15 protein-coding genes and 1 pseudogene are annotated in these 22,146 nt (G+C 66.5%); 6 read left to right on the top strand and 10 right to left on the bottom strand.

Features of this window, described 5'->3' with window-relative positions; all coding sequences use genetic code 11:
- Positions 1–51: 51 nt before the first annotated feature.
- The 7 genes from xdhB to ABQJ48_RS04005 form a co-directional block, all read right to left on the bottom strand.
- Positions 52–2,481 carry a xanthine dehydrogenase molybdopterin binding subunit gene (gene xdhB, locus ABQJ48_RS03975; protein ID WP_367836517.1) on the bottom strand — a complete coding sequence of 810 codons (2,430 nt, stop codon included), beginning with the start codon at positions 2,479–2,481 and terminating at the stop codon, positions 52–54.
- Complete coding sequence (gene xdhA, locus ABQJ48_RS03980) at positions 2,481–4,055, bottom strand: xanthine dehydrogenase small subunit (protein WP_367836131.1); 1,575 nt, start codon at positions 4,053–4,055, stop codon at positions 2,481–2,483. The genes xdhB and xdhA overlap by 1 nt, the downstream gene beginning before the upstream one ends.
- 451 nt (positions 4,056–4,506) lie before the next feature.
- Positions 4,507–5,016, bottom strand: coding sequence for a disulfide bond formation protein B (locus tag ABQJ48_RS03985; protein ID WP_367836132.1), 510 nt, complete (start codon positions 5,014–5,016; stop codon positions 4,507–4,509).
- Positions 5,017–5,138: 122 nt separating this feature from the next.
- Positions 5,139–6,518 carry an amidase gene (locus tag ABQJ48_RS03990; protein ID WP_367836133.1) on the bottom strand — a complete coding sequence of 460 codons (1,380 nt, stop codon included), beginning with the start codon at positions 6,516–6,518 and terminating at the stop codon, positions 5,139–5,141.
- Between the two features lie 122 nt (positions 6,519–6,640).
- Positions 6,641–7,321 carry a GntR family transcriptional regulator gene (locus ABQJ48_RS03995; protein WP_367836134.1) on the bottom strand — a complete coding sequence of 227 codons (681 nt, stop codon included), beginning with the start codon at positions 7,319–7,321 and terminating at the stop codon, positions 6,641–6,643.
- A gap of 150 nt (positions 7,322–7,471) precedes the next feature.
- A complete protein-coding gene (locus tag ABQJ48_RS04000) occupies positions 7,472–8,824 on the bottom strand; it encodes an MFS transporter (protein WP_367836135.1) in 1,353 nt (450 codons plus the stop codon).
- 7 nt (positions 8,825–8,831) lie between these two features.
- Positions 8,832–9,518, bottom strand: coding sequence for a DUF2848 domain-containing protein (locus tag ABQJ48_RS04005; protein ID WP_367836136.1), 687 nt, complete (start codon positions 9,516–9,518; stop codon positions 8,832–8,834).
- Positions 9,519–9,713: 195 nt separating this feature from the next.
- On the opposite strand from ABQJ48_RS04005, the pseudogene ABQJ48_RS04010 reads away from it, so the two are divergent.
- The 3 genes and pseudogenes from ABQJ48_RS04010 to ABQJ48_RS04020 all read left to right on the top strand — a co-directional run bounded on the left by ABQJ48_RS04010 (position 9,714) and on the right by ABQJ48_RS04020 (position 14,469).
- Positions 9,714–11,471, top strand: a pseudogene (locus ABQJ48_RS04010) (cation:proton antiporter).
- Positions 11,472–11,677: 206 nt separating this feature from the next.
- Positions 11,678–13,234, top strand: a complete 1,557-nt coding sequence (locus tag ABQJ48_RS04015) for a gamma-glutamyl-gamma-aminobutyrate hydrolase family protein (RefSeq protein WP_367836138.1) — start codon at positions 11,678–11,680, stop codon at positions 13,232–13,234.
- 467 nt (positions 13,235–13,701) lie between these two features.
- Positions 13,702–14,469: a DUF2968 domain-containing protein gene (locus tag ABQJ48_RS04020; RefSeq protein WP_367836140.1), complete on the top strand. Its 768-nt coding sequence runs from the start codon at positions 13,702–13,704 to the stop codon at positions 14,467–14,469.
- Positions 14,470–14,542: 73 nt separating this feature from the next.
- Here the strand turns inward: ABQJ48_RS04020 and ABQJ48_RS04025 are convergent, their stop codons facing one another.
- Positions 14,543–15,904, bottom strand: coding sequence for a hypothetical protein (locus tag ABQJ48_RS04025; protein ID WP_367836141.1), 1,362 nt, complete (start codon positions 15,902–15,904; stop codon positions 14,543–14,545).
- A gap of 334 nt (positions 15,905–16,238) precedes the next feature.
- On the bottom strand, positions 16,239–16,763 hold the full coding sequence (locus tag ABQJ48_RS04030) for a GNAT family N-acetyltransferase (RefSeq protein ID WP_367836143.1): 525 nt from the start codon (positions 16,761–16,763) through the stop codon (positions 16,239–16,241).
- A 321-nt stretch (positions 16,764–17,084) separates the two neighbouring features.
- Between ABQJ48_RS04030 and tcuC the strand changes: the two genes are divergently transcribed.
- Positions 17,085–18,386 carry an MFS transporter gene (tcuC, locus tag ABQJ48_RS04035; protein ID WP_367836144.1) on the top strand — a complete coding sequence of 434 codons (1,302 nt, stop codon included), beginning with the start codon at positions 17,085–17,087 and terminating at the stop codon, positions 18,384–18,386.
- Between the two features lie 131 nt (positions 18,387–18,517).
- Here the strand turns inward: tcuC and ABQJ48_RS04040 are convergent, their stop codons facing one another.
- Positions 18,518–20,365, bottom strand: coding sequence for a tetratricopeptide repeat protein (locus ABQJ48_RS04040; RefSeq protein ID WP_367836146.1), 1,848 nt, complete (start codon positions 20,363–20,365; stop codon positions 18,518–18,520).
- A gap of 235 nt (positions 20,366–20,600) precedes the next feature.
- On the opposite strand from ABQJ48_RS04040, the gene ABQJ48_RS04045 reads away from it, so the two are divergent.
- Complete coding sequence (locus tag ABQJ48_RS04045) at positions 20,601–20,924, top strand: ArsR/SmtB family transcription factor (protein ID WP_367836519.1); 324 nt, start codon at positions 20,601–20,603, stop codon at positions 20,922–20,924.
- On the top strand, positions 20,921–22,105 hold the full coding sequence (locus ABQJ48_RS04050; RefSeq protein ID WP_367836148.1) for a cation diffusion facilitator family transporter: 1,185 nt from the start codon (positions 20,921–20,923) through the stop codon (positions 22,103–22,105). The genes ABQJ48_RS04045 and ABQJ48_RS04050 overlap by 4 nt, the downstream gene beginning before the upstream one ends.
- The last annotated feature ends 41 nt before the right edge of the window (positions 22,106–22,146 follow it).

Below are 22,146 nucleotides of genomic sequence, written 5' to 3' on the forward strand. Positions count from 1 at the left end.
GCCGTTGCTTTGTTTCGCTTCGATCGTTCGCATGACTCGACGAGCCGGTGTTCACGCCGTTGTGTCGATGATGGCCGGCTCGGTTGGGGGCTCAGCTGCGCAGCCCGCCTGCAACGTGTCCAGCGCATCGAGTATCGCTTCAGGCGTGGCCGGCGCCCGCAACGGCGGAGCCTGTTGCGCGCCCGGCACCGCCGCCGCGATGGCGTCGCGAATCGCAAGAAACACCGAGAACGGCAGCAGCAACGGCGGCTCGCCGACAGCCTTCGAGCGGAACACGGTCGGCTCCGCGTTCTCGTTGCGGTAGAGCTGTACGTTGAACGCGGCGGGCGTATCGCTCACCGCGGGGATCTTGTACGTGGACGGCGCGTGCGTCATCAGACGGCCATCGCGGTTCCACCACAGTTCCTCGGTGGTGAGCCAGCCCATGCCCTGAATGAAGCCGCCTTCCACCTGGCCCAGGTCGATCGCCGGGTTGATCGACTGGCCGGCGTCGTGCAGCACGTCCACGCGGATCAGCTTCCATTCGCCGGTCAGCGTGTCGATTACGACTTCCGATACCGCCGCGCCGTATGCGAAGTAGTAGAACGGATGACCGGTCAGCGTTTTGGCATCCCAATGGACTTTCGGCGTCGCGTAGAAACCGTCCGACCAGAGCTGCACGCGTGCGAGATACGCCGCGCCGACCAGCTGCTCGAACGGCATCGCGCCGCCGTTCACCGACACCACGCCGTGGGCGAACGTCACGTCGTGCGGGTTGCCGCCGAGTTGTGTCGCCGCGAGTTCGGCAAGCCGCGCGCGGATCGTTTGCGCGGCGGCCTCGGCGGCTTTGCCGTTTAGATCGCTGCCGGTCGAGGCCGCGGTCGCCGATGTATTGGCGACCTTCGATGTGTCGGTGGCGGTGACGCGCACGCGCGAGAGCGGCAAGCCGAACTGATTGGCGACCACCTGCGCGACTTTCGTGTTCAGCCCCTGGCCCATCTCGGTGCCGCCGTGATTGACGAGCACCGAGCCGTCCTTGTACACGTGCACCAGCGCGCCGGCCTGGTTCAGAAACGGCACGTTGAAGGAGATGCCGAACTTGACCGGCGAAAACGCAAGGCCGCGCTTGAGCACCGGGCTCCGTGCGTTGAAGTCCGCGAGCGCCGCGCGGCGCGCGCGATAGTCGCTGCTCCGGAGCAGCGCGTCGGTGAGCGGCGCGATGATGTTGTCCTCGACGCGCTGACCGTAGGGCGTCGTATTGCGCTCGCCGACGCCGTAGTAGTTGGCGACGCGCACGTCGAGCGGATCGCGCTTTAACTGACGCGCGATGCCGTCGAGCATCACTTCCATCACGAGCGCGCCTTGCGGACCGCCGAAGCCGCGGAACGCGGTGTTCGACTGCGTGTTGGTCTTGCAGCACAGCGCCACGATGTCGACATCGGACAGGTAGTACGCGTTGTCGAAGTGGCAAACGGCGCGCGTCGCGACGGCGCCGGAAAGATCGGCCGAATAGCCGGCGCGCAAAGCGATTTCGACGCGCGCGCCGAGAATGCGGCCGGCGTCGTCGAAGCCGGCTTCGTACTCGTACACCGCATCGTGCCGCTTGCCGGTGATCATGAAATCGTCGTCGCGGTCGGCGCGCAGCTTGACCGGACGGCGCAGCCGTTTCGCCGCCAGCGCCGCCACGCACGCGAACAGCGCCGACTGCGATTCCTTGCCGCCGAAGCCACCGCCCATGCGCCGGCATTCGCACACCACGTTGTGCGCGGGCCAGTCGAGCATGTGCGCGACCACTTGCTGCATTTCGCTCGGATGCTGCGTCGAGCTATAGACGAGCATGCCGTCCATTTCCTTCGGCACCGCATAGGCGATCTGCCCTTCCAGATAGAACTGCTCCTGGCCGCCCACTTCGAATGTGCCGCTGATTCTGTGCGGCGCGGCGGCGATCCTCGCGTCGGGCTCGCCGCGTCTGAGATGCAGCGGCGGCAGCACGAACTGCCTTGCGGCCTTGGCCTCGGCCGCAGTAAGGATGGCTTCGAGCGGTTCGTAGCGGACCACGTCGTCGCTTTTCGCGAGCGCGGCGGCGCGGCGCGCCAGCTCGTGCGTCTCGGCGATGACCGCGAACACCGGCTGGCCGAGGTACAGCACCTCGCCGGCGGCGAGAATCGGGTCGTCGTGCAGCACCGGGCCGCAATTGTTTTCGCCGGGAATGTCATCGGCGCTCAGTACGGCGATTACGCCGGGCGCACGTCTGACCGCGTCCAGATCCATCGACAGGATGCGTGCATGGGCATGGCGCGACAGGCCGAGCGCGGCGTGCAGCGTGCCTTGCAGTTCGGCGATGTCGTCGGTATAGGTGGCCTCGCCGCTCGCGTGCAGCGCTGCCGATTCGTGCGGCAGCGGCACGCCGATCGCCGCGTCGGGTTCGCGCTCATGCGCGGACGCGGGCTGCGCGGCAAGCGTGCCGCCGGCGTGTTCGACGAAAGCATCAGTGCGGTTCATCATGACGGCTCCTTCGCAACGGCCCCGTCCGCTGTGCGCGAGACTTCCGGCAAGCCCGGCATCGCGGCTGCGAACGCGAACGCATTCACGTCGAGAAGGGCGAGCGGTGCGTCAATGCGCGTTTCGAGGTGGAAGCGCCACAACAGGTTGCGCGCCACCTTGAGCCGATAGGCGCTCGATGCGCGCATGTCGGTGAGCGGCTGGTAATCGGCGACGAGTGCGTTCATGGCTTGCCGCGCGGTGCCTTCGTTCCAGGGCGCGCCGTTCAGCACGGCTTCGGTCTGCGCGGCGCGTTTGGGGGTAGCCGCCATGCCGCCGAATGCGATGCGGGCTTGCTGAATCGCGCCGTCGTCGCCCAGTTGCAGTGCGAACGCCGCGCACACTGCCGAGATGTCCTGATCGTAACGCTTCGACACCTTGTACGTGCGAAAGCGCAGATGGCCCGCCGGACGCGGCACGCGCAGCGCCACGACGAATTCTCCGGCCGCGAGCGCGGTCTTCTGATAGCCGACGTAGAACGCGTCGAGCGGCAGGGTGCGCGTTGTCCCGCCGTGGCGCAGGACGACCTCGGCGCCTAGCGCGAGCAGCGCCGGCATCGAATCGCCGATCGGCGAGCCGTTCGCGACATTGCCGCCGAGCGTGCCGGCGTTGCGGATCGGCAGCGAGGCGAAGCGCGTCCAGAGTTCGGCGAGTTCGGGATAGTCGGCGGCGAGCGCGGCGTACGCGTCTTCGAGCGTGACGGCCGCGCCGATCGTCAGCGTTTGCGCATCGCGCTCGACGGTCTTCAGTTCGGCGACGTTGCCGATGTACAGGACGTCGCCGAGATCGCGGAACTGCTTGGTGACCCACAGGCCGACGTCGGTGCTTCCCGCGAGCAGCCGCGCCTGGGGATGCGCCGCGCGCAGCGTGGCAAACGCGTCGAGTGTGAGCGGAGCCCGGAAGGTGGGCGAGCCGAACGCCGCGCCGCGCGTGTCGGGCGCGCTGTATTCGAAGGTGTCGTCGCGTTGCAGGCTGCGCAGTGTGTCCACCACGGCGTCGCGCTGGAGCGTCACCCGAGGGTATTGCGCGTAGTCGAACATCTTCTGCGACGCGTCGACGATCGGCCGGTAGCCGGTGCAGCGGCACAGGTTGCCGGACAGTGCGGCGTTGATTTCGTCGCGGGTGGGCAGGCCGGCGTCGGGCGGCTGGTTTTCGTAGAGCGCCCACATCGACATCGCGAAGCCGGGCGTGCAGAAGCCGCATTGCGAACCGTGGCAGTCGACCAGCGCCTGCTGCACGGGGCGCAGCGCGCCGTCGGCTGCGCGCAGGTCTTCGACGGTGAAGAGCGCCTTGCCGTCCAACGTGGGCAGGAACTGGATGCACGCGTTGACCGCCTTGAGCGCGAGCGCGCCGCGCGCGTCGAGTTCGCCGACGACCACGGTGCAGGCGCCGCAGTCGCCCTCCGCGCAGCCTTCCTTCGTGCCGGTGCAATGGAGGTCCTCGCGCAGGTGCTGAAGCACGGTGCGCGTGGCCGGGACGCCCGCCACTTCGCGGATGGACCCCTGGTGATAAAAGCGGATGGTGTGCGTTGTCATGGCGAATCCAAAAGACAGTGCGGACCGGGCGCGCGTTACGCAGGGGGTCGCCAAAGCCCACCTCGCGCACGTAGATCGCCATCCAGTTGCGAAGATAGCATTAGCGCGCGCCGAAAATATTTCCGGTGTCGCATGAAGCTTATGCGGCAGCGGTCATGATCCACGCGAACCAGGGAAGTTGCTGCGGGAGCGGACGGATTGAGCGAGCCCGGGAGGTTGCGGTGCTTGCGAGCGGGCTCGTGCGAAGCCGGGAAGTTCCAGCGCAAACCAGCGGAGTGCGCGAAGCCCGGCGGCGCGGGCCTTGGCGGGCATGGACGGCGGGCCATTGGCCGGATCGCGCGGCGGCGCGTCAGGGCGGGGACGCCGCACGCACGAAAAGCCGACCTGGGCGACGCGAAGCCGTGCCTCGTATCAGCGCTCGGAGCGACGACTCGCCAACCGCCCAGCCGAATCAGACGAACCGGCGGCGATTGCGCAGCAGGCTCAGCGCCAGCGGAATGAACGCCGCCACGAACGCGACCAGCGACCACATCGGCAGCGTCAGGCCGAGAATCGGCGGATAGGCCGTTTCGCATAAGCCCGCGACCTTGAACACGCCCGGCAACCAATGCGCGGGCGGCAGGCTGTCGACCGCCGGCTGCAGCGCGTCGAAGCCGCAACTGAAGCCTGGCCGTGCCTGCACATACACATGCCGTGCGGCGGTGACGATGCCTGCGAGCGCCGACAACGCCGCCAGCAGTTCCAGCAGGCGCACGCCGCGCCAGCTGTGAAACCGCGCGCCGAGGAACGCGAAGACCGCAATCAGCAGGAAGAAATAGCGCTGGATGATGCACAACGGGCACGGGTCTTCGTGCAGGAAATACTGCAGATACAACGCGCCGCCCACCAGGGCGACGCAGATCAGGCCAAGCAGAACCAGCAGGGAGCGCTCGCGGCGCAGCATCACAATGTCGTTATTCATGGATCTTTGGAGCGCTCTCGAAGCAAAAAGTAGGGGCGGGTGCCCGCGATTCTAGCGCGAACCCTCATCCCGACGCTTATCGCACTATTGCGCGCCTGCCCGCGCCGCCCCGCCCCGCTGACTCAGCGGATCGCGCTGAGCACCGCCTCGGCGCCGCGGCCGATCGCCAGCAACGCGTCGTCGGCGTACGGCGCACCGGCGAGCATCAGACCGACCGGCGCATCGCCACGCAGATGACAGGGCAACGACAGCGCGCAGCTGTCGAGGAAGTTGAACACGCCCGGGTTGCGCAGGATCAGCGCGTTAGTGCGGCCGAATGCGTCGTCGTCGTGGATCAGGTCGGCCACGCGCGGCGGCACGACCGGCACGGTGGGCGCGACCACCGCGTCAAAGCGCTGCCACAGCGTGCGGGCGGCTTCCTGCAGCATCGCGTCGCGCTCCGCGACGAGATCGAGGTAGTCGGCGGCGCTGGCCGGCTGGCCTTTGAGAATGCGGGTGAGCACGCGCGGGTCGTATTGCTCGCGATGCTTGTCCAGCAGCGGACGATGCCACGCATACGCTTCGATCGGCGAAAAGCCGAAGCGGTTGATCTCCGGCAAGCGATCGAGCGGCGCGAAGCGCACTTCGCTCACGATCGCGCCGGCGGCTTCCAGATGCTTGAGCGCGGTGTCGATCGCGGCGGCGACCGCCGGCTCGACGCCATCGGTGACGTAGTGAGTCAGCACGCCGAGGCGCACGCCTTCGAGCGGCCGGGCGGCCGGGATGCGCGGTTCGAGCCCCGCGAGCATCCGGTCGACCAGCGCGCAGCACGCGACCGACACGCCGATCGGCCCGAACGAGTCGAGCGTCGACGACAGCGGCACGCCGCCTTGCCTGGGGATGCGCGCGGCGGTCGGCTTGAAGCCGGTCAGGCCGCACAGCGCGGCCGGGATGCGGATCGAGCCGCCGGTGTCGGTGCCGAGCGCGACGGCCGCCATGCCGTCCGCGACCGAGGCCGCCGCGCCCGACGACGAGCCGCCGGAAATGCGTTCGTCGCCTTTCACATTGCGCCGATACGGCGACAGCGGGTGACCGTAGTGCGGGTTCAGGCCCAGCCCGGAAAACGCGAACTCGCTCATATTGGTGCGCCCGACGATCACCGCGCCGGCCCGCTTCAGCCGCGCGACCGCAACGGCGTCTGCTTTGGCGGCGGGGGCGTCGGCGAGCACGATGGAACCGGCGCGGGTCGGCTGGCCTTCGATGTCGAACAGGTCCTTGACCGACACCGGAATGCCGGCGAGCGGCGAGAGCACCGTGCCGGCGGCGCGCAGACGGTCGTGCGCGTCGGCGGCGGCGCGAGCGTTGTCGGCGTCGACGTGCATGAAGGCGAGCGCGCCCTGGCCGGCTGGATCGGCGATACGCTCGAGCGCGGTTTCGACGAGCGCGCGGCTCGTGGTGCGGCCGGCCGCGAGGTCGGCGGCCAGTTGGGCTAGCGGCGGGAAGGGCGTGAATTCAGTGGCCATGATGTGGGTAGGAATCCGGTTGAGCGGGGTGAAGCCGGTTGATCGGCGAAACGCGGCGGCGCGCCAGTGGTCTGCCCGCTGCGGGTCGTGGCAAGCCGCGCGGCTCGCCGTGTTGCATGCGTTCAGATCCGCTTGAACAGCGTCGCGCGAAACGCCTCGATATGCTTTTGCACCGATCGACGCGCGCCTTCGGCATCGCGTTCGCGCAGCAGGCCAAACAGTTCGAGATGCTCTTCGTGCACGTCTTCCAGATGATGCGGCTGCGACAGCGAAATGAACCAGAAGCGCAGCGAGCGTTCATGCAGACCGCGCAGGATATCGGCCAGCACCGGGTTGCGCGAGGCGGCCGAGATCGCCAGATGGAACTCGCGGTCGATCTCCATCATCCCTTCGATGTCGTGCGCGGCGACGCAGCGCGAGGAACGCTCCAGCAGCGCCTGCATCGCGTCGTAATCGTGCTGCTGCGCGTGGCGTGCGGCCAGTTCCACGCAGTAGCTTTCGTTGACGAGGCGCACGTCGATGATCGCCAGCACGTCGTCGAGCGAAACCGGCCTCACCATGATGCCCTTTCTCGGCATGATGGTCAGCATGCCCTCGTGGACGAGGCGATGCAGCGCCTGGTGAACCGGGGTTCTGCCGATCCCGGTCAGCGCCATCAGTTCGGCTTCGTTGAGCACTTCGCTCGGCCGCAGCCGCATCGTGATGATCTCGCGCTTGACGAATGCATACGCCTGCTCGGCGAGGCTCGCGGCGGCGCTCGCGCGGGTGGGCTGGGAAGGGCGGGCGGTCTGCGAAAGCGTCATGGCAAAGGCGGGCGGGCAAGGTCGTCCGCATTGTAGAGCAAGGTTTTGCTTGAGCGGGCAGGCGAGGGCGGTCGGCGCGCCCTCCACCCGCGCCCGCGCGCAACGCAGTCGCAATCCGGCGGCATGTCTGTGACAAAGGTCGGCGACAACTCAGGCACGCCCCGGCGACACCGCCGCCGCATGCTGCACCTTCACGCGCGGCATCGTCAGCGTCACCAGTCCGCCGACGATCAACGCCCCCGCAATCAGCACCAGTCCGAAAGTCACGCTGTGCGTCGCGTCCTTGACGATGCCGAGCACGTACGGGCTCACATAGCCCGCGAGGTTCGCAATCGAGTTGATCACCGCGATGCCGGCGACAGCGGCGGTGCCTTGCAGGAAGGTCGTCGACATCGACCAGAAGATGCCGAAGCCCGCGAGGATGCCGATATACGCGATCGACAGGCCGGTGACGGCGAGCGGAATCGAGTTCGTCACCGACGCGCTGCCCAGCAGCCCCGCCGCGCCGACGAAGCAGCACACCGCGTAATGCCAGCGCCGTTCGCCCGTGATGTCCGACGAGCGCCCGATCACGATCATGCCGATACCCGCGGCCAGATACGGAATCGCGGTGACGAAGCCATTGCTGACGAGATTGGTCACGCCGAGGTCCTTGACGATCTGCGGCAGCCAGAACGAGAAGCCCGCGTTGCCGGTGACGAGGCAAAAGTAGATCAGCGTGAGCAGCCAGAAGCGGCCCGAACGCAGCGCGGTGGCGAGACTATGCTCGGCGCCGGCCGCCGCGGCCGCGCTGTCGTCTCGCGCGATGCGGCTCGTGATCACGCGCTTTTCGTCGGCGCTGAGCCACGCCGCTTCGGCGGGTGTGTTGCGCAGCACGGCGAGCGCCCAGCAGCCCGCGAGGATCGACGGAATGCCTTCGATCAGGAACATCCACTGCCAGCCGCGCAGGCCGTGCGCGTCATGCAGGGCCGACATCAGAAAGCCCGACAGCGGTGCGCCGATGATCCCCGCCACCGGAATCGCCGCCATGAACACCGCGACCATCCGCGCGCGCCGGTCGGACGGAAACCAGAAGGTCAGATACAGCACCACGCCCGGCACGAGCCCCGCTTCTGCCACGCCGAGCAAAAAGCGCAGCACGTAGAACATCGTTTCGCTGCGCACGAACATCATGAGGCACGACAGCAGGCCCCACAGCATCGTGATGCGGGCGATGGTGGCACGCGCCCCGAACTTCTTGAGCAGCAGATTGCTCGGCACCTCGAACACGAAGTAGCCGAAGAAAAAGATCCCCGCCCCAAGTCCGTAGGCCGCGTTCGACAGGCCGAGGTCGCCGGTGAACTGCAGCTTCGCGTAACCGATGTTGACACGGTCCAGGTACGAGAGCACGTAGACGAGAAACAGGAACGGCATGATGCGCCAGGTGATCTTGCGCAGCGCGGCGGCTTCGAGCCACGCGTCGGACGAGGCGTTGGCGCTGACGGAGGGCGAGCGGGAGTTCATGCGGGCCTCATTCGACGATGGGTAATGCGCGCACGCGATACGTGTGGCGCAGCGAGCGGTTCAGGATGGGGTCGTGCAGTTCGAGTTCGAGCGCGTCCCCGTCGGCCATTCCGACGATGTCGCCCTGCACCGCCAGCGTGCCGCAGAACATCGCGGCGCCCGGCGCGAGCGGCGCACGCGCGACCAGCTCGGCGGCCGGCAGCAGGGACGCGACGCTGCCTTCCTGATACACACGCCGCGCGCCGTTCGCCAGCGCATAGGCGCGCAGTTCGAGCTGGTCCCAATGCCCGGCGATCTCATCGAAACGCCATGCGTCGCGTGCGAGCGGCTTCGGGCAGACCTGCTTGGAGACGGTTACGCCGTATGCCTCGAGCTCGCGGTCGGTGTGGTCCGAGCCGATCGTGACGAGCACGCCGGTGTGCGACTGCACCAGCACGCATTCGGCTTCACCGCTCGACTTCACGCCGACCACGTCGATCTGTTCGGCCTGCGTCAGCAGTTGCGCGCCCAGGCGGTAGAAGCACGGCGTAGTGGACGGGCGCTTCACGCCTAGCTCGGCCAGCTCGGCAATGTGGTGCTCGATGGCCGCCTGATCCCGACCGGCCCACCCCGCAATCGTCAGGCGGGCCACCTCGACGTGCACGGCGCGATTCTCTCCGGCGCGGTCTATAACATTGAACGACAACTGCGGCATGGCTCGGCTCCCCGAAAAATATTCCGCAAATATTATTGTGATATTTCACAGACGTCCAGTGTGTCAAAAACATTCCGGGGCGGCCAATGGCAGTTCGTCCGCCCTGCCGCTTGCAAGGAATTTGTGAGATTCGGTGGCGCTGCCGCGGCTGCTACACTGCGCTTCTTTTGATTACTTTTTGTAAGGAATGCATTCATGCACCACGGCATTGGCTTCATTCAGGACCTGGCGGTCGTGATGGCGCTCGCCGGCGTCGTCACCGTGCTGTTCCATCGCCTGAAGCAGCCGGTGGTGCTCGGTTATATCGCCGCGGGGGTGATCATCGGGCCGTACACGCCGCCGTTCCAGCTGATTCACGACGAGCAGACGATTCAGACGCTCGGCGAACTCGGCGTGGTGTTCCTGATGTTTTCGCTGGGCCTCGAATTCAGCCTGCGCAAGCTCTTCCAGGTCGGCGCGACCGCGATCGTGGCGGCGCTCTCCGAGATCGTGCTGATGCTGTGGATCGGCTACGAAATCGGCAGCGCATTCGGCTGGAGTTCGATGGATTCGCTGTTCCTCGGCGCGATCCTCGCGATCTCGTCGACCACGATCATCGTCAAGGCGCTGTCCGAGTTGGGCTTAAAGCGCGAAAGCTTCGCGCAACTGGTGTTCGGCATCCTGATCGTCGAAGACATTCTGGGCATCGCGATGCTCGTGCTGCTCACCGGCATCGCGCAGAGCGGGTAGCTGAGCGCCGGCCTCGCGATGGTCACGCTCGGCAAGCTGCTGCTGTTCATGACGGTGTCGCTGCTGATCGGCGTGCTGGTGGTGCCGCGCGCGCTGAACTACGTGGCGCGCACGCGCAGCGACGAGATGCTGCTGGTGTCGGTGCTCGGCTTTTGCTTCGGTTTCTGTCTGCTCGTCGTCAAGCTCGACTACAGCATTGCTCTGGGCGCATTCCTGATCGGCGCGATCATGGCCGAATCGCGCCATTTGCATCGGATCGAGCATCTGATCGCGCCGTTGCGCGACGCCTTTTCCGCGATCTTCTTCGTGACGATCGGGCTGATGCTCAACCCCGCCGTGCTGCTCGACTACGCGTGGCCGATTGCGGCGATCACGGTGGCGGTCATCTTCGGCAAGATCGTCTCGTGCGGGCTCGGCACGTTTCTGTCGGGAAAGGACGCGCGCACGTCGATGCGCGTCGGCATGACCGTTTCGCAGATCGGCGAATTCTCGTTCATCATCGCGTCGCTCGGCTTGACGCTGAAGGTGACCAGCGCGTTTCTGTATCCGATCGCGGTGGCGGTGTCCGCGTTGACGACGCTGTTCACGCCGTATCTGATCCGCGGGGCCGATCCTCTCACGCGGCGCCTCGGCCGCGGGATGCCGGACACGCTCGCCAACGTGTTCAGCCTGTACGGACAGTGGTTGCGCAGCCTCAGCACGGCGAGCGGCGAGCCGACGCTATTCAGCATGACGCGGCGCATCGTGTTGCAGATTGCCGTCAATCTGGCGCTGGTGGCCGCGATCTTTCTCGGCGTTTCATACAGCGCGCCTTACACGGGCAGGGTGCTCGCGCACTGGATCGATGCCGAACCGATGCAGCGCGCGGTGCAGTGGGGCGTCGCGCTGGTCGTGTCGATGCCGTTTCTGGTGGCGGTCTACCGCAAGACGAAGTCGCTCGCGCTGCTGCTCGCCGAAGTCAGCGTGCAGCCGGCGACCGCGGGCCGCTTCACGAGCGCGCTTCGTTATGCGATCTCGGATCTGGTGCCGGTGGTGTCGATGGCCGGCGTGTTTCTGCTGGTCGCGGCGCTCTCGGGCAGCATTCTGCCGCCGGCGGGTTTGCTCGCCGCAGTGCTGGTCTGCGCGGCCGTGCTGCTCGCGTTCGTATGGCGCTGGTGCGTGAAGATTCACGCGGCGATGCAGATCGCCTTGCGTGAAACTTTCGAGGAGCAGCCGGACCCGTGAGTCGTTGCAATCTACGGGCCGTTTTCTAGCACGCTTCTTTCGACTCGGCGACTCGGCGACAAGGCACGGGCAAGGCACAACGGCACATTCCTTTAACGCTTCGCAACAATGTGAGCAATTGTGTGCGGATTTGCCGGGCGTGCTGCGCTAGCGGATAATCAGGGCATATTCATTCCGTTCGCGTGTAAGGCGCCTGTCTGACTGTCATGAGCGAAATAAAACCCGACAACGCAGCAACGCCCGGCAGCCCACCGTCGTCATCGGCGTCACCGGTGCCGTCCGGACCCACCTCCGGCGCGCACGAGCCCAGCGCCACGCCGGCCGAACCGGCAGCTTCGCTCGCTCCCTCGCCTGAAGACGCGATCCAGTCGCCGATCAAGGAACCCCTGACGCGGGCCGCCGAAGAAGCGGTCGCGAGGTCATCGACCGACGAGCCCGCCAGCGCGTCGGCCATCACGCCCACCGCTGCGCCCACGGCCCGGCAACGCGACGCGGCCCTGGCGCGCAGTTCGGCTGCGGCATCCACCGCGAAGCAGGAAGCCGAGGTTCATGAGCGCGAAGCGCGGCGGGCCGGAGCGCCTGCGGCGCGGCCGGAGATCATGAAAGGCGCGGTGGGGTTGCAGGGGACGGCCAGTAGCCTGGGCAGCGCAGGCACCCTTGGCACCATCGGCACCGCGACCACACAGACCACGTCTTCCGCGCCGAGCTTCACGAGCAGCGAGCCGCTGGCAGGCGAGCTGACCCAGTCCGCCGACGACACCGTCGCCGAAGAAACCGCCGCGACCCGCGCGCGTGCAGCTGGCGCGCCGCCGGCCGGCTTCGGCGCGGCACCCGACTTCACCGCGGCCAATCCGCCGCCGCCCAACGCGTTGCCGCCGTCGCCGCCGCGCTATCTGAGGCAGAGCGATTCGGCGTGGACCGTGTTCGGCCGCATCGTCGCGGCGCGCGCGCGTCAGCTGTTCGATCGCGCCGGGCAACGGATCACGCAGCGCACGCTGCGCATCGGCGTATCGGCGCGCATCTTCCATCCGGAGCCGGGCGCAAAAGGCTTGCGCGGCAAGACCTTGCAGTACCTGGAAGAGTCGATCGCACATTGGGTGATGTCGCGCGACGTGCTGGTGTTCATGATCCCGACGGTCGGGCATCAGGGCATGCTGCATCCGAGCAATATCCGCCTGCGCGACTACGCGAAGCATCTCGATGGCCTGCTGCTGCAAGGCGGCGCCGACGTCTCTCCGCAGACCTACGCGGAAGCGGCGACCAGTCACGAGTGGCCGGGCGACCGCGTGCGCGACATGTACGAGCTGGAGCTGCTGCACGAGTTCATCGAGTCGGGCAAGCCGGTGCTCGGCGTGTGCCGCGGCTGTCAACTGATCAACGTCGCATTCGGCGGCACCTTATATCAGGACATCGCGACCGACGTGCCGACCGCGGGCACGCACGTCAACGAAAACTACGAGCAGCACCGCCACGGGATTCACTTTCCGGATGGCTCGACGCTGGTGAACATGTTCCCCGGCCGGCGCGATGCGATCGTCAACTCGATCCACCATCAGGCCGTGAAGACGCTCGGGCGCGATCTGAATATCGAAGCAGTATCGGCGTCGGACGGCATCATCGAAGCCGTGCGCTACCGGCGCGCGCCGTTTGTCATGGGAGTGCAGTGGCATCCCGAGTTTCATCGCGCGGGCGGTCCGGAGTTGCTCGATTGCACGCCTTTGCTCGACACCTTTCTGCGCGTTGCGCGTGAGACACGGTTTTGAGATGGATGGGGGCGTGAGGTTTGTCACTGCGCGGCGTGGTTCGGGTCTCGTCCACGCTTGAGTTTGCGGTCCCGCGCCGTTTCGTTGACGAATGCTGAAGCGCGTGGCCCACCGTCGCGGTAGAAGGCGGTGCGTGTCGCTTCGTTTCGCAATTTCAAAACACAATCGATTATCCATCGGTTCGCGTGCACGGTCCGCTTGTCCATCGCAATATTGCAAACCGGCTCACGCTTCTATTTGTCCCGGTCGATCGAAGATTCGGAACCGTCCGAGCGAGTCCGTTTGCCGTGTTTTCGCCGCATCTCGACACGTTTTGATATCCGATGGGCGGGTGCATTTGCCGGGAATCATCTCCTTCCGTTTTATCTCAATTTAGAGGGTCTTGACGCGACCTTTGCCTGCTTCGCTTAACGGCCAATCCGCGCGATAATCTGCGGCTATTTCGGCATTGCATGGAGCAAGCAGGTATGAAGTACCCCTCAATAACGCGGCGTGCGGTGCTGCTCGCGGCCTTGTGTGCGCTGTTGCCGTATGGCGGCAGTGCGCAGGCGGCGCAAAGCGTGGAAGCAGCATTGATAGCCGGTATGCGGCCGGTGGTGGGCGCGCAGTCGGCCGATGGCGCCGCGCCACCTCACACGCAGGCGGTCGAGCCGGACGCAAAGAACCCTGCGGACACAGCCAACGCCCCAGGCGCAGGCGATACGCCGGCCAACGACGCGCAAGGCGTCGTCGCCGAATTGACCCAGATGATTCACGACGCAAAGCTGAGCGAACTGCGCACCACCTACAACGGCAGTTATGGTGCGAGTCTGTTTTTCTATCCGCAGCAGGTGACGTACTACGTCGCTTTGTTTCAGAACAAACATTTCTGGCGCGTGATCAAGTCGGAGAACGTGGAGCGCGCAGAAGCGATTTACGCCGATTTTGCGCAGCAAACGGCGCAGCTCTCCGAAGTCGAAATTCGCCGCGTACGGCTGCAGGCGCAAAAGGCGTACATCGAAGACATCATTGCGATTTCGCAGGATCACGCCAACCGCTTGCAGGCCGATCTCGACGTAGCGCGCACGCAGCAGGCGGAGGTCAACGATCATCAGCGTCAGGCGCTGGGCGAGGCGCTGATGCTGCATGCCGAGAAGGAAAGGGCGCAGGCGCAACTGCGGCAGGTGCAAAGCGAAATCATGGAACTACAGCGGCAGTCCGAAGAAGGATTGCCGGCCTCCAGGCTGCCGCGCTGAATGAAGAAAGCACCGGTTACCCATTGCCGGGCTTTCTGTGCGCCGCGTTTTTCCGGCTAGCGGCGCACTCAAGCTACTTCGCGAACTGATCCGGAATCTCGGTCACGCGACGCTGTGACATATGACTCATCCATTCCGTCGAACTAGCTGCCGGTACACGGTTGGACGTGGCCGAGCGGGACGACGCCATATCGCGCACTGGCGTCGCGGCGGACATCGTTACGTCGGCGTATTCGTCGAAACCGGGTTGTGCCGGCGCGGGCGGTGAATAAGCGCCCCGTGCAGACGGCGCTGGCGACGCTCGTTGCGCGGTTCGAGGCACGGCGATGCGCGGCATGTCGTCGCTCATTGGCGCGACTCGCGCGAACCGGTTTGCTATAGCGCTGCGCGCCGTGCGGTGGTCGTTTGTTTCCCGTGGTTTGTTCACCGCTTCGCGGCGGCGCGAGAACGCATCGTTGTTCACTGCGTGCGTCGCTGGCCCGGCGCTGAGAGAAGCGGGCGTATGGGCATGCCTGGGCGCAACGCGCCCGTTTGCCGATGCGACGCTTGCAGGCGGTGCCTGCAACTTGCCGGCAGCTCCTTCACTCACTGCTTCGCGGCCCAACCCTTCCGCTGCCGCATCAGAGTTGCGCCGCTGCGCCGCCCGTGTTTCGCCGCTCGCAGTTCCATTGTCCCCTGGCTTCGCCGCGTCAATGGCCGGGCCATGCGCCAGATGAGTGACTGCTTCGCGGCTCAACGCTTCGACCGCAGCCGCATCAGAGTTGCGCCGCTGCGCCGCCCGTGTTTCGCCGCTTGCAGTTCCGTTGTCCGCTGGCTTCGCCGCGTCAGTGGCCGGGCCATGCGCCAGATGAGTGACTGCTTCGCGGCTCAACCCTTCGACCGCAGCCGCATCAGAGTTGCGCCGCTGCGCCGCCTCTGTTTCGCCGCTCGCAGTTCCGTTGTCCGCGGGCTTCGCCGCCTCAATGGCCGGGCGATGCCCCAGATGAGTGAACGCGATCCACGCCAGCATTGCCGCGCCGCTAAGTGCGCACACGCCGCCCGCCAGCACTGCCCGATGCGGCGACGAGCGCCGGGACACGGAGCCAAGCGCGGGCCGTTCCCGTTCCGGCAGCAGCGTTGGTTCGGCAAGCGGCTGCGCGGCATGCGTGCGCGGCGCCTCCAACACGGTTGCACGCATCGCGGCCGCAGCGCGATCAGGAGCCGCGGCACGCGTCGCGCTCAATGGCACCCATCTGCACAACGAAAGAATGGTCTTGTTGCTCATGCAGAACGTGTGCAGCATCGCTGCATACAGCGCCTTGAGTTCCACCCGCCAGCTGTGGCCTGGCGGCAGCAGCGCCCAGTCACGGCCGAAGGGTGCTGGCAGACGGTCGAACGGCCGCGCGCGCGGGATTGCAATGGAGCCTTCGACGAAGGTAAGCGGAATGGTGGACATGGGTCTGTCGCGGCGCCTCTTAGTGGGGCCGCCGGTGGGCGGCCGCGGGGTCGTAGGAACTCAGGCCTCGGGGCGATGCGCGCGGAACGCCTTCATGCACGCCGTGCGATGGTGCGAACGCAGATGTTCCGCATGCGGAATACGGCATGCGCGTAAAGCGAAGCCGGACATGAACGGATGATGGGTGCGCGGATGCCACGCGGTGAAGCCATCGGCTACCCACGATGATGCTTGCAGCGGGCCGATCCGACGATCAGATAGGTCCGAAAAACGTCACGGTCTGCTCAGCCACGGACGACGCACCGCCGGCGGCCCCGTCCCCGCGACCGCGCGATCAGCGTTTTAGCCTATACACGTAGCGCAATGCGGTGATGTCGACGCCGCCCATATGATCCGGCTCGGCGCCGACAAACTGCCAGCCCTGCCGTTCATAGAAGCCGATGGCGGATGTGTTGCCTTCGAGCACGTACAGATACAGTTGCGTCTCGCCTTGCGCGCGGGCCCAGTCCTCGGCGGCGCGCATCAGCAGTTTGCCGACGCCCATGCCCTGGTAGCCGGGCAGCGCGTGCAGGTTGTCGAGCAACACGCCCCACGCCGACCCCGGCTGCCGTTCGACGCACACGAAGCCGATCGGCTCGGCCGCCAACTCGGCGATAAGCACGATGCGGCGCTCTGCGCCCGGCGCGCCCAGCCGTGCTTCCCAATAGGCGGCGCGCTCGCGTGCGACTTCGCCGTCGAGGAACGCGTCCGGCAGCAACCCCCGGTACGTGGCTTGCCAGCTCGCGCTGTGGATGGAAGCGATGAGTGCGGCGTCGGCGAGGGTCGCCGGGCGCAGCGAAAGAGCGGAGGTGGTTTGCATCGGCATCATGTTCAACGGAAAGGCGGGGCCGCAAAGTCTACAGTGATGATGCCCGTCCGACGCGCCGGCGGCCAGTCGGTCAGTAAGCAAACCGTATGCTTTTCGCGACTCCCCATCAACGGTAACATGACCGGACGCGGCCCCCCCCCAAAACTACAACCTGTATCTGATGTCGCGTAAAGGCGCTCCATGTGAGAATGCCGCGCCCGCGGCGCGGCCTTTCCCGCCTGTTCGCCCGCGGCGTCCGCGCCCCATCCCGGCGGATTGTTCAAACCGCCTGCCCGTCGTCTCCCATTGGCGGCAGGTTTCTTAGAGAATCTCATGTCTACTGCGTCGCACGCGCTTTCCGTTAAGAAAGAATCCAAGCTCAAGTCAGTTTTCCGGGTGGTCAGCGGCAACTTTCTTGAGATGTACGACTTCATGGTCTACGGCTACTATGCCTCGGCGATCGCCAAGACCTATTTCCCTAGCGGCAACGAATTCGCGTCGCTGATGCTGTCGCTGTCGGTGTTCGGCGCAGGCTTCCTGATGCGACCGCTCGGTGCGATCGTGCTGGGCGCGTACATCGACCATCACGGCCGCCGCAAAGGCCTGATCCTCACGCTCGGCCTGATGGCGCTCGGCACGCTGACGGTCGCGTCGATTCCGGGCTACGCGAGCATCGGTCTCGTCGCGCCGGTGCTCGTGCTGCTCGGCCGGCTGTTGCAGGGTTTCTCCGCCGGCGTCGAACTGGGCGGCGTGTCCGTGTATCTGTCGGAGATCGCCACCAAGGGCAACAAGGGCTTCTACTGCTCGTGGCAGTCGGGCAGCCAGCAGGTCGCCGTGGTGTTCGCAGCGCTGATCGGCGTGCTGCTGAACAAGCTGTTGCCCGCCGACCAGATGACCGCGTGGGGCTGGCGTGTGCCGTTCCTGATCGGCTGCCTGATCGTGCCGTTCCTGTTCATGATTCGCCGGTCGCTGAAGGAGACCGAAGAATTCGAGGCGCGCAAGCATCGTCCCAGCATGACCGAGATCATGAAGTCGATGGTCACCAACTGGGGCGTCGTGCTAGGCGGCATGGGCATGGTCATCATGACCACGGTGTCGTTCTACATGATCACCGCTTACACGCCGACCTTCGGCAGGGAAGTGCTGAAGCTCTCGGCGATCGACACGCTCGTGGTCACGGTCTGCGTGGGCCTGTCGAACCTCGTCTGGCTGCCGCTCTCGGGTGCGCTGTCGGACCGCATCGGCCGTCGTCCGGTGCTGCTCGCGTTCACGGTCCTGACCATCGTCACGGCGTATCCGGCGCTGCAATGGCTGGTCGCCGAGCCGTCGTTCGGACGCCTGCTGGCGGTCCAGTTGTGGCTGTCGTTCCTGTACGGAAGCTACAACGGCGCGATGGTGGTGGCGCTGACCGAAGTGATGCCGGTCGAAGTGCGCACCGCCGGGTTCTCGCTGGCTTACAGCTTGGCGACGACGGTCGGCGGATTTACGCCGGCGATCGCCACGCTGCTGATCCACGTTACGGGCAACAAGGCGGCGCCTGGCCTCTTCCTGGGCGTGGCGGCGATCTGCGGGCTGATCGCGACGCTGGTGCTGTATCGCACGCAGGAGTCTCGTAATCAGTATCGGGCGGCCTGACCCGGCGATTTGGGCCAACACCCCGCGTTCGCGAGAAGGCGGGGTTTTTTATTGAAAGCAGCGCGGCGAGGTTTAATGCAGCGTTGCGTTGCGTTGCCTTGCGTGGCTTGTGCCACGAACCGCGCGCCCGGCTAGCCTTTGCGCAATTCGTTCGCCACCACGTCTACGACCGCGTCCCACGCGCCGGGACGCGGCTGACGCACCAGCGTGGCGCCCGGATACCACGGGCTGCGCGTCTCGCCGACGAACCAGCGCCAATCCGCCGCGAACGGCAGCATCAGCCACAGCGGCTTGCCCAGTGCACCGGCCAGGTGAGCGATGGACGTGTCGATCGACACGACCGCATCGAGCCGCTCGATGATCGCCGCGGTATCCGCGAAGTCGCCGATCCGCGCGTCGAAGCGATGAATCGACGCGGCGCGCGGATGCGCGTCGAGCGCCACGCGTTGCTCGGCGTCCAGTTCGGGCTGCAGCACGATCCAGTCGATGCCGTGGAGCGCGAACAGCGGTTCGAGGGCGGCGAGCGGCATGGAGCGCGTTTCGTTCTGCTGGATGCGCCCCGACCACGCGATGCCGATCTTGCGTTTGGCGTGACCCCCGAGCGAGCCGCGCCATTTGCGGCCATAGGCGGGCGGCACGCGCAGATAGGGCGTGCGCTGAGCAATGGTGTCGAAGCCGATGCCGAGCGCGAGCGGCAAACTCAGCAGCGGGCATTGCAGATCGGCGGCGGGGCGCGGCGCGCCCTGGGCGATCAGCGTCACGCGCCAGGCCTGGGCGGCGGGCGCCAGCAAGGGCAGCAGTTTCGGCTGCACTTCCAGCACGACGCGTGCGGCGCGCCGCGCGGCGAGCGGCACGAAGCGCACGAATTGCAGCGTGTCGCCGAAACCCTGTTCGGCATGGATCAACAGCGTGCGCTGGTCGATCGGCTCGCCGTGCCAGCGCGGTAGCGTCTGGATGACCGGCTGCGCGGCGATTTGCAACCGCCATTCGTACTCCGGCAGGCCGCGTGCGAAATCGCGCTGCGCCAGCCACGCGAGCGCGCGGTTCAGATGCGCGCTCGCGAGGTCGGGGCGCAGCCGCAGCGCCTGGTCGAACGCGCGCACGGCCGGCGCATGGGCGTTCAGCGCCTGGTGCGCGCTGCCCAGGCTCAGCCAGGCGAGCGCGAATTGCGGATCGAGACCGACCGCGCGCTCCAGATACGGCAGCGCCTGCGCGGGGCGTCCCTGGGCCGCCAGCGCGTTGCCCATCCCGTAGATGGCCGGCGGCAGATTGGGCTGGTAGCTCAGCGCGGCCTCGAACGACGCGACCGCTTCGGCATGCCGGCCGATGGCGTCGAACGTATTGGCGAGATTGAAGTGCGCCGCGACGAAGCGCGGCTCGACGGCGAGCGCCGCCTGAAAGCAGGGGATCGCCTCATCGGCGCGGCCCAGTGCGTTCAGCGACATGCCCATGTTGTTCAACGCGCCGGCGTGGCCCGGACGCAGTTCGAGCGCGCGCTGAAACGACGCGATCGCTTCCGTGTGCCGGCCGAGCGCGTGCAGCGCGTTGCCCAGGTTGTTATGCGACGACGCGTCTTCGGGTTGCAGACGCAGCGACTTCTCGAACGCGTCGGCGGCGTCTTCGTGGCGGCCCAGCGACGCATAGGCGTTGCCCAGGTTGTAGTGCGCCATCGGAAACGTCGGCGCCAGCGTCAGCGCATTGCGGAACTGCTCGATCGCGTCGTCGATCTGGCCGAGCGCCTTCAGCGCATTGCCCAGGTTCAGTTGCAGCGCGGCGTCTTCCGGGCGCAGGTGCACCGCGCGCCGCACTAGGTTGGCGGCTTCGGCGTGCTGGCCTTGCTGGTGGCGCAGCACGCCCAGCAGGTGCAACGCGTCGACGTGCGTGGGATTGCCGTCGAGCGTCGCGCGATAGCCGCGTTCGGCGTCGTCGAGGCGGCCGTCACGATGCGCCGCGAAGGCGCTCTCAAATACAGATTGCATGACGGAGGATGGTTCTGGATGAGGCAGAGGCCGCATTTTCCCACACTCGTTGCACGACCCTCGGATTTGACCGCTTCGGTAGCCGTCTATAACATTTGAACGGCTGTTCATATGTGGCTGCTGTCGCTGTGCCTTTTTTGGGGAGTGTGCTTTGGGTCCGTCCGCTGCTGGCGCTGTTCCGGTTGCCGCTTGCGCTGCCTCTGCCGGCGGTGGCGGTGGTGTCTGCGCTTCGGCTTTGCCGCCGGTGAGCGCGCCGGATGCCGTCGTGCCGCTCGCCGAACTGTTCCGCCTGCTCGGCGACCCGACTCGCTTGCGCATCGTGCTCGCGTGCGTCGACGGCCAGCGCGCGGTCGGCGCGATTGCGCGGGCGCTGAACCTGTCGCCGTCGCTGGTTAGCCATCATTTGCGGTTGCTGCGCGCGGCGCGGATCGTGCGCGCGCAGCGGCAGGGCAAACAGGTGCTCTATCGCGCGGCGGATAGCCATATCAGCGCAATGCTGGCCGGCATGCGCGAACACGTCGCCGAGCCGGCCGACGACTTTTCCCAGGACGAGCGATGAAGAAAGCCGATAGGCCGGACCGCGATCATGAAGCGCAAGGTGAGTTTGGCGGGCTTGCCGGGCATGAAGGCCATCGTCGCGAGCAGGGCGATCATGAGGTCGCCGGTAACCAGCTGGGCGGGCAGGACCACAGCGGTCATGAGCATAGCGGTCATGGCCGCAGTGGTCACGACTCCATTGCTCACGACCACAGCGGCCACGACCACGGCAAGCACGACCACCCAAGCTCCACCGGCAAAGTTGCTCACGCAAACCACGCGCACCATTACGCTGGCCATCATCACCACGCGCACGCCCCCGTCGAAGGCCACGGCCGCGCGTTCGCCATCGCGGTGGCGCTGAACATCGCGATCGTCGTCATGCAGGCGGTGTACGGCGTGCTCGCGCACTCCACCGCGCTGCTCGCCGACGCTGGCCACAACCTCTCCGACGTGCTCGGCCTGCTGCTCGCATGGGGCGCCGCCTGGCTCGCCACCTGGCGTCCGTCGGCGCGTTACACGTTCGGCTACGGCGGCTCGTCGATCCTCGCATCGCTCGTCAACGCGGGACTGTTGCTGTTCGCATGCGGCGTGATCGTCGCCGAGGCGCTTGGACGGCTGATGAACCCCGCGCCGGTGGCCGGCCTCGCGGTGTTCGTCGTCGCGACGATCGGTATGGTGATCAATGGCATCTCCGCATGGCTCTTCATGCGTGGTCAGCACGAAGACCTCAATATCCGCGGCGCTTTCCTGCACATGGCTGCCGATGCCGGTATCTCGGCGGCGGTCGCGCTCAGCGGCCTGGCGATTCTGTACACGCACTGGCTGTGGCTCGATCCGGTGATGAGCCTGCTCGTGGTCGCCGTGGTGGTGGGGGGCACCTGGGGCCTGTTGCGCGATTCGCTGCGCCTTGCGCTCGACGCGGTGCCGTCCGGCGTCGATCTGCAAAGCATCCACGAGTACCTCGCGGCGCAACCCGGCGTGATCGACGTGCACGACCTGCATGTGTGGGCGCTGTCGACCACCGGCAATGCGCTCAGCGCGCATCTGGTGATGCCGGCCGGCCATCCCGGCGACGAGTGGCTCGATTGCGTCGTCGTTGCATTGCACGAGCGCTTTTCGATGCAGCACGCGACGCTGCAAGTCGACCTGGGCACCACCAGGCATCGCTGCGCGATGGATCACGCGCCGCACGCGCATTGACGTTGTAACCACGCCGGGCTTTCAACGCCCGACGCCCAACG

This window comes from Paraburkholderia suaedae, from assembly GCF_040812055.1.
Classification (GTDB): Bacteria; Pseudomonadota; Gammaproteobacteria; order Burkholderiales; family Burkholderiaceae; genus Paraburkholderia.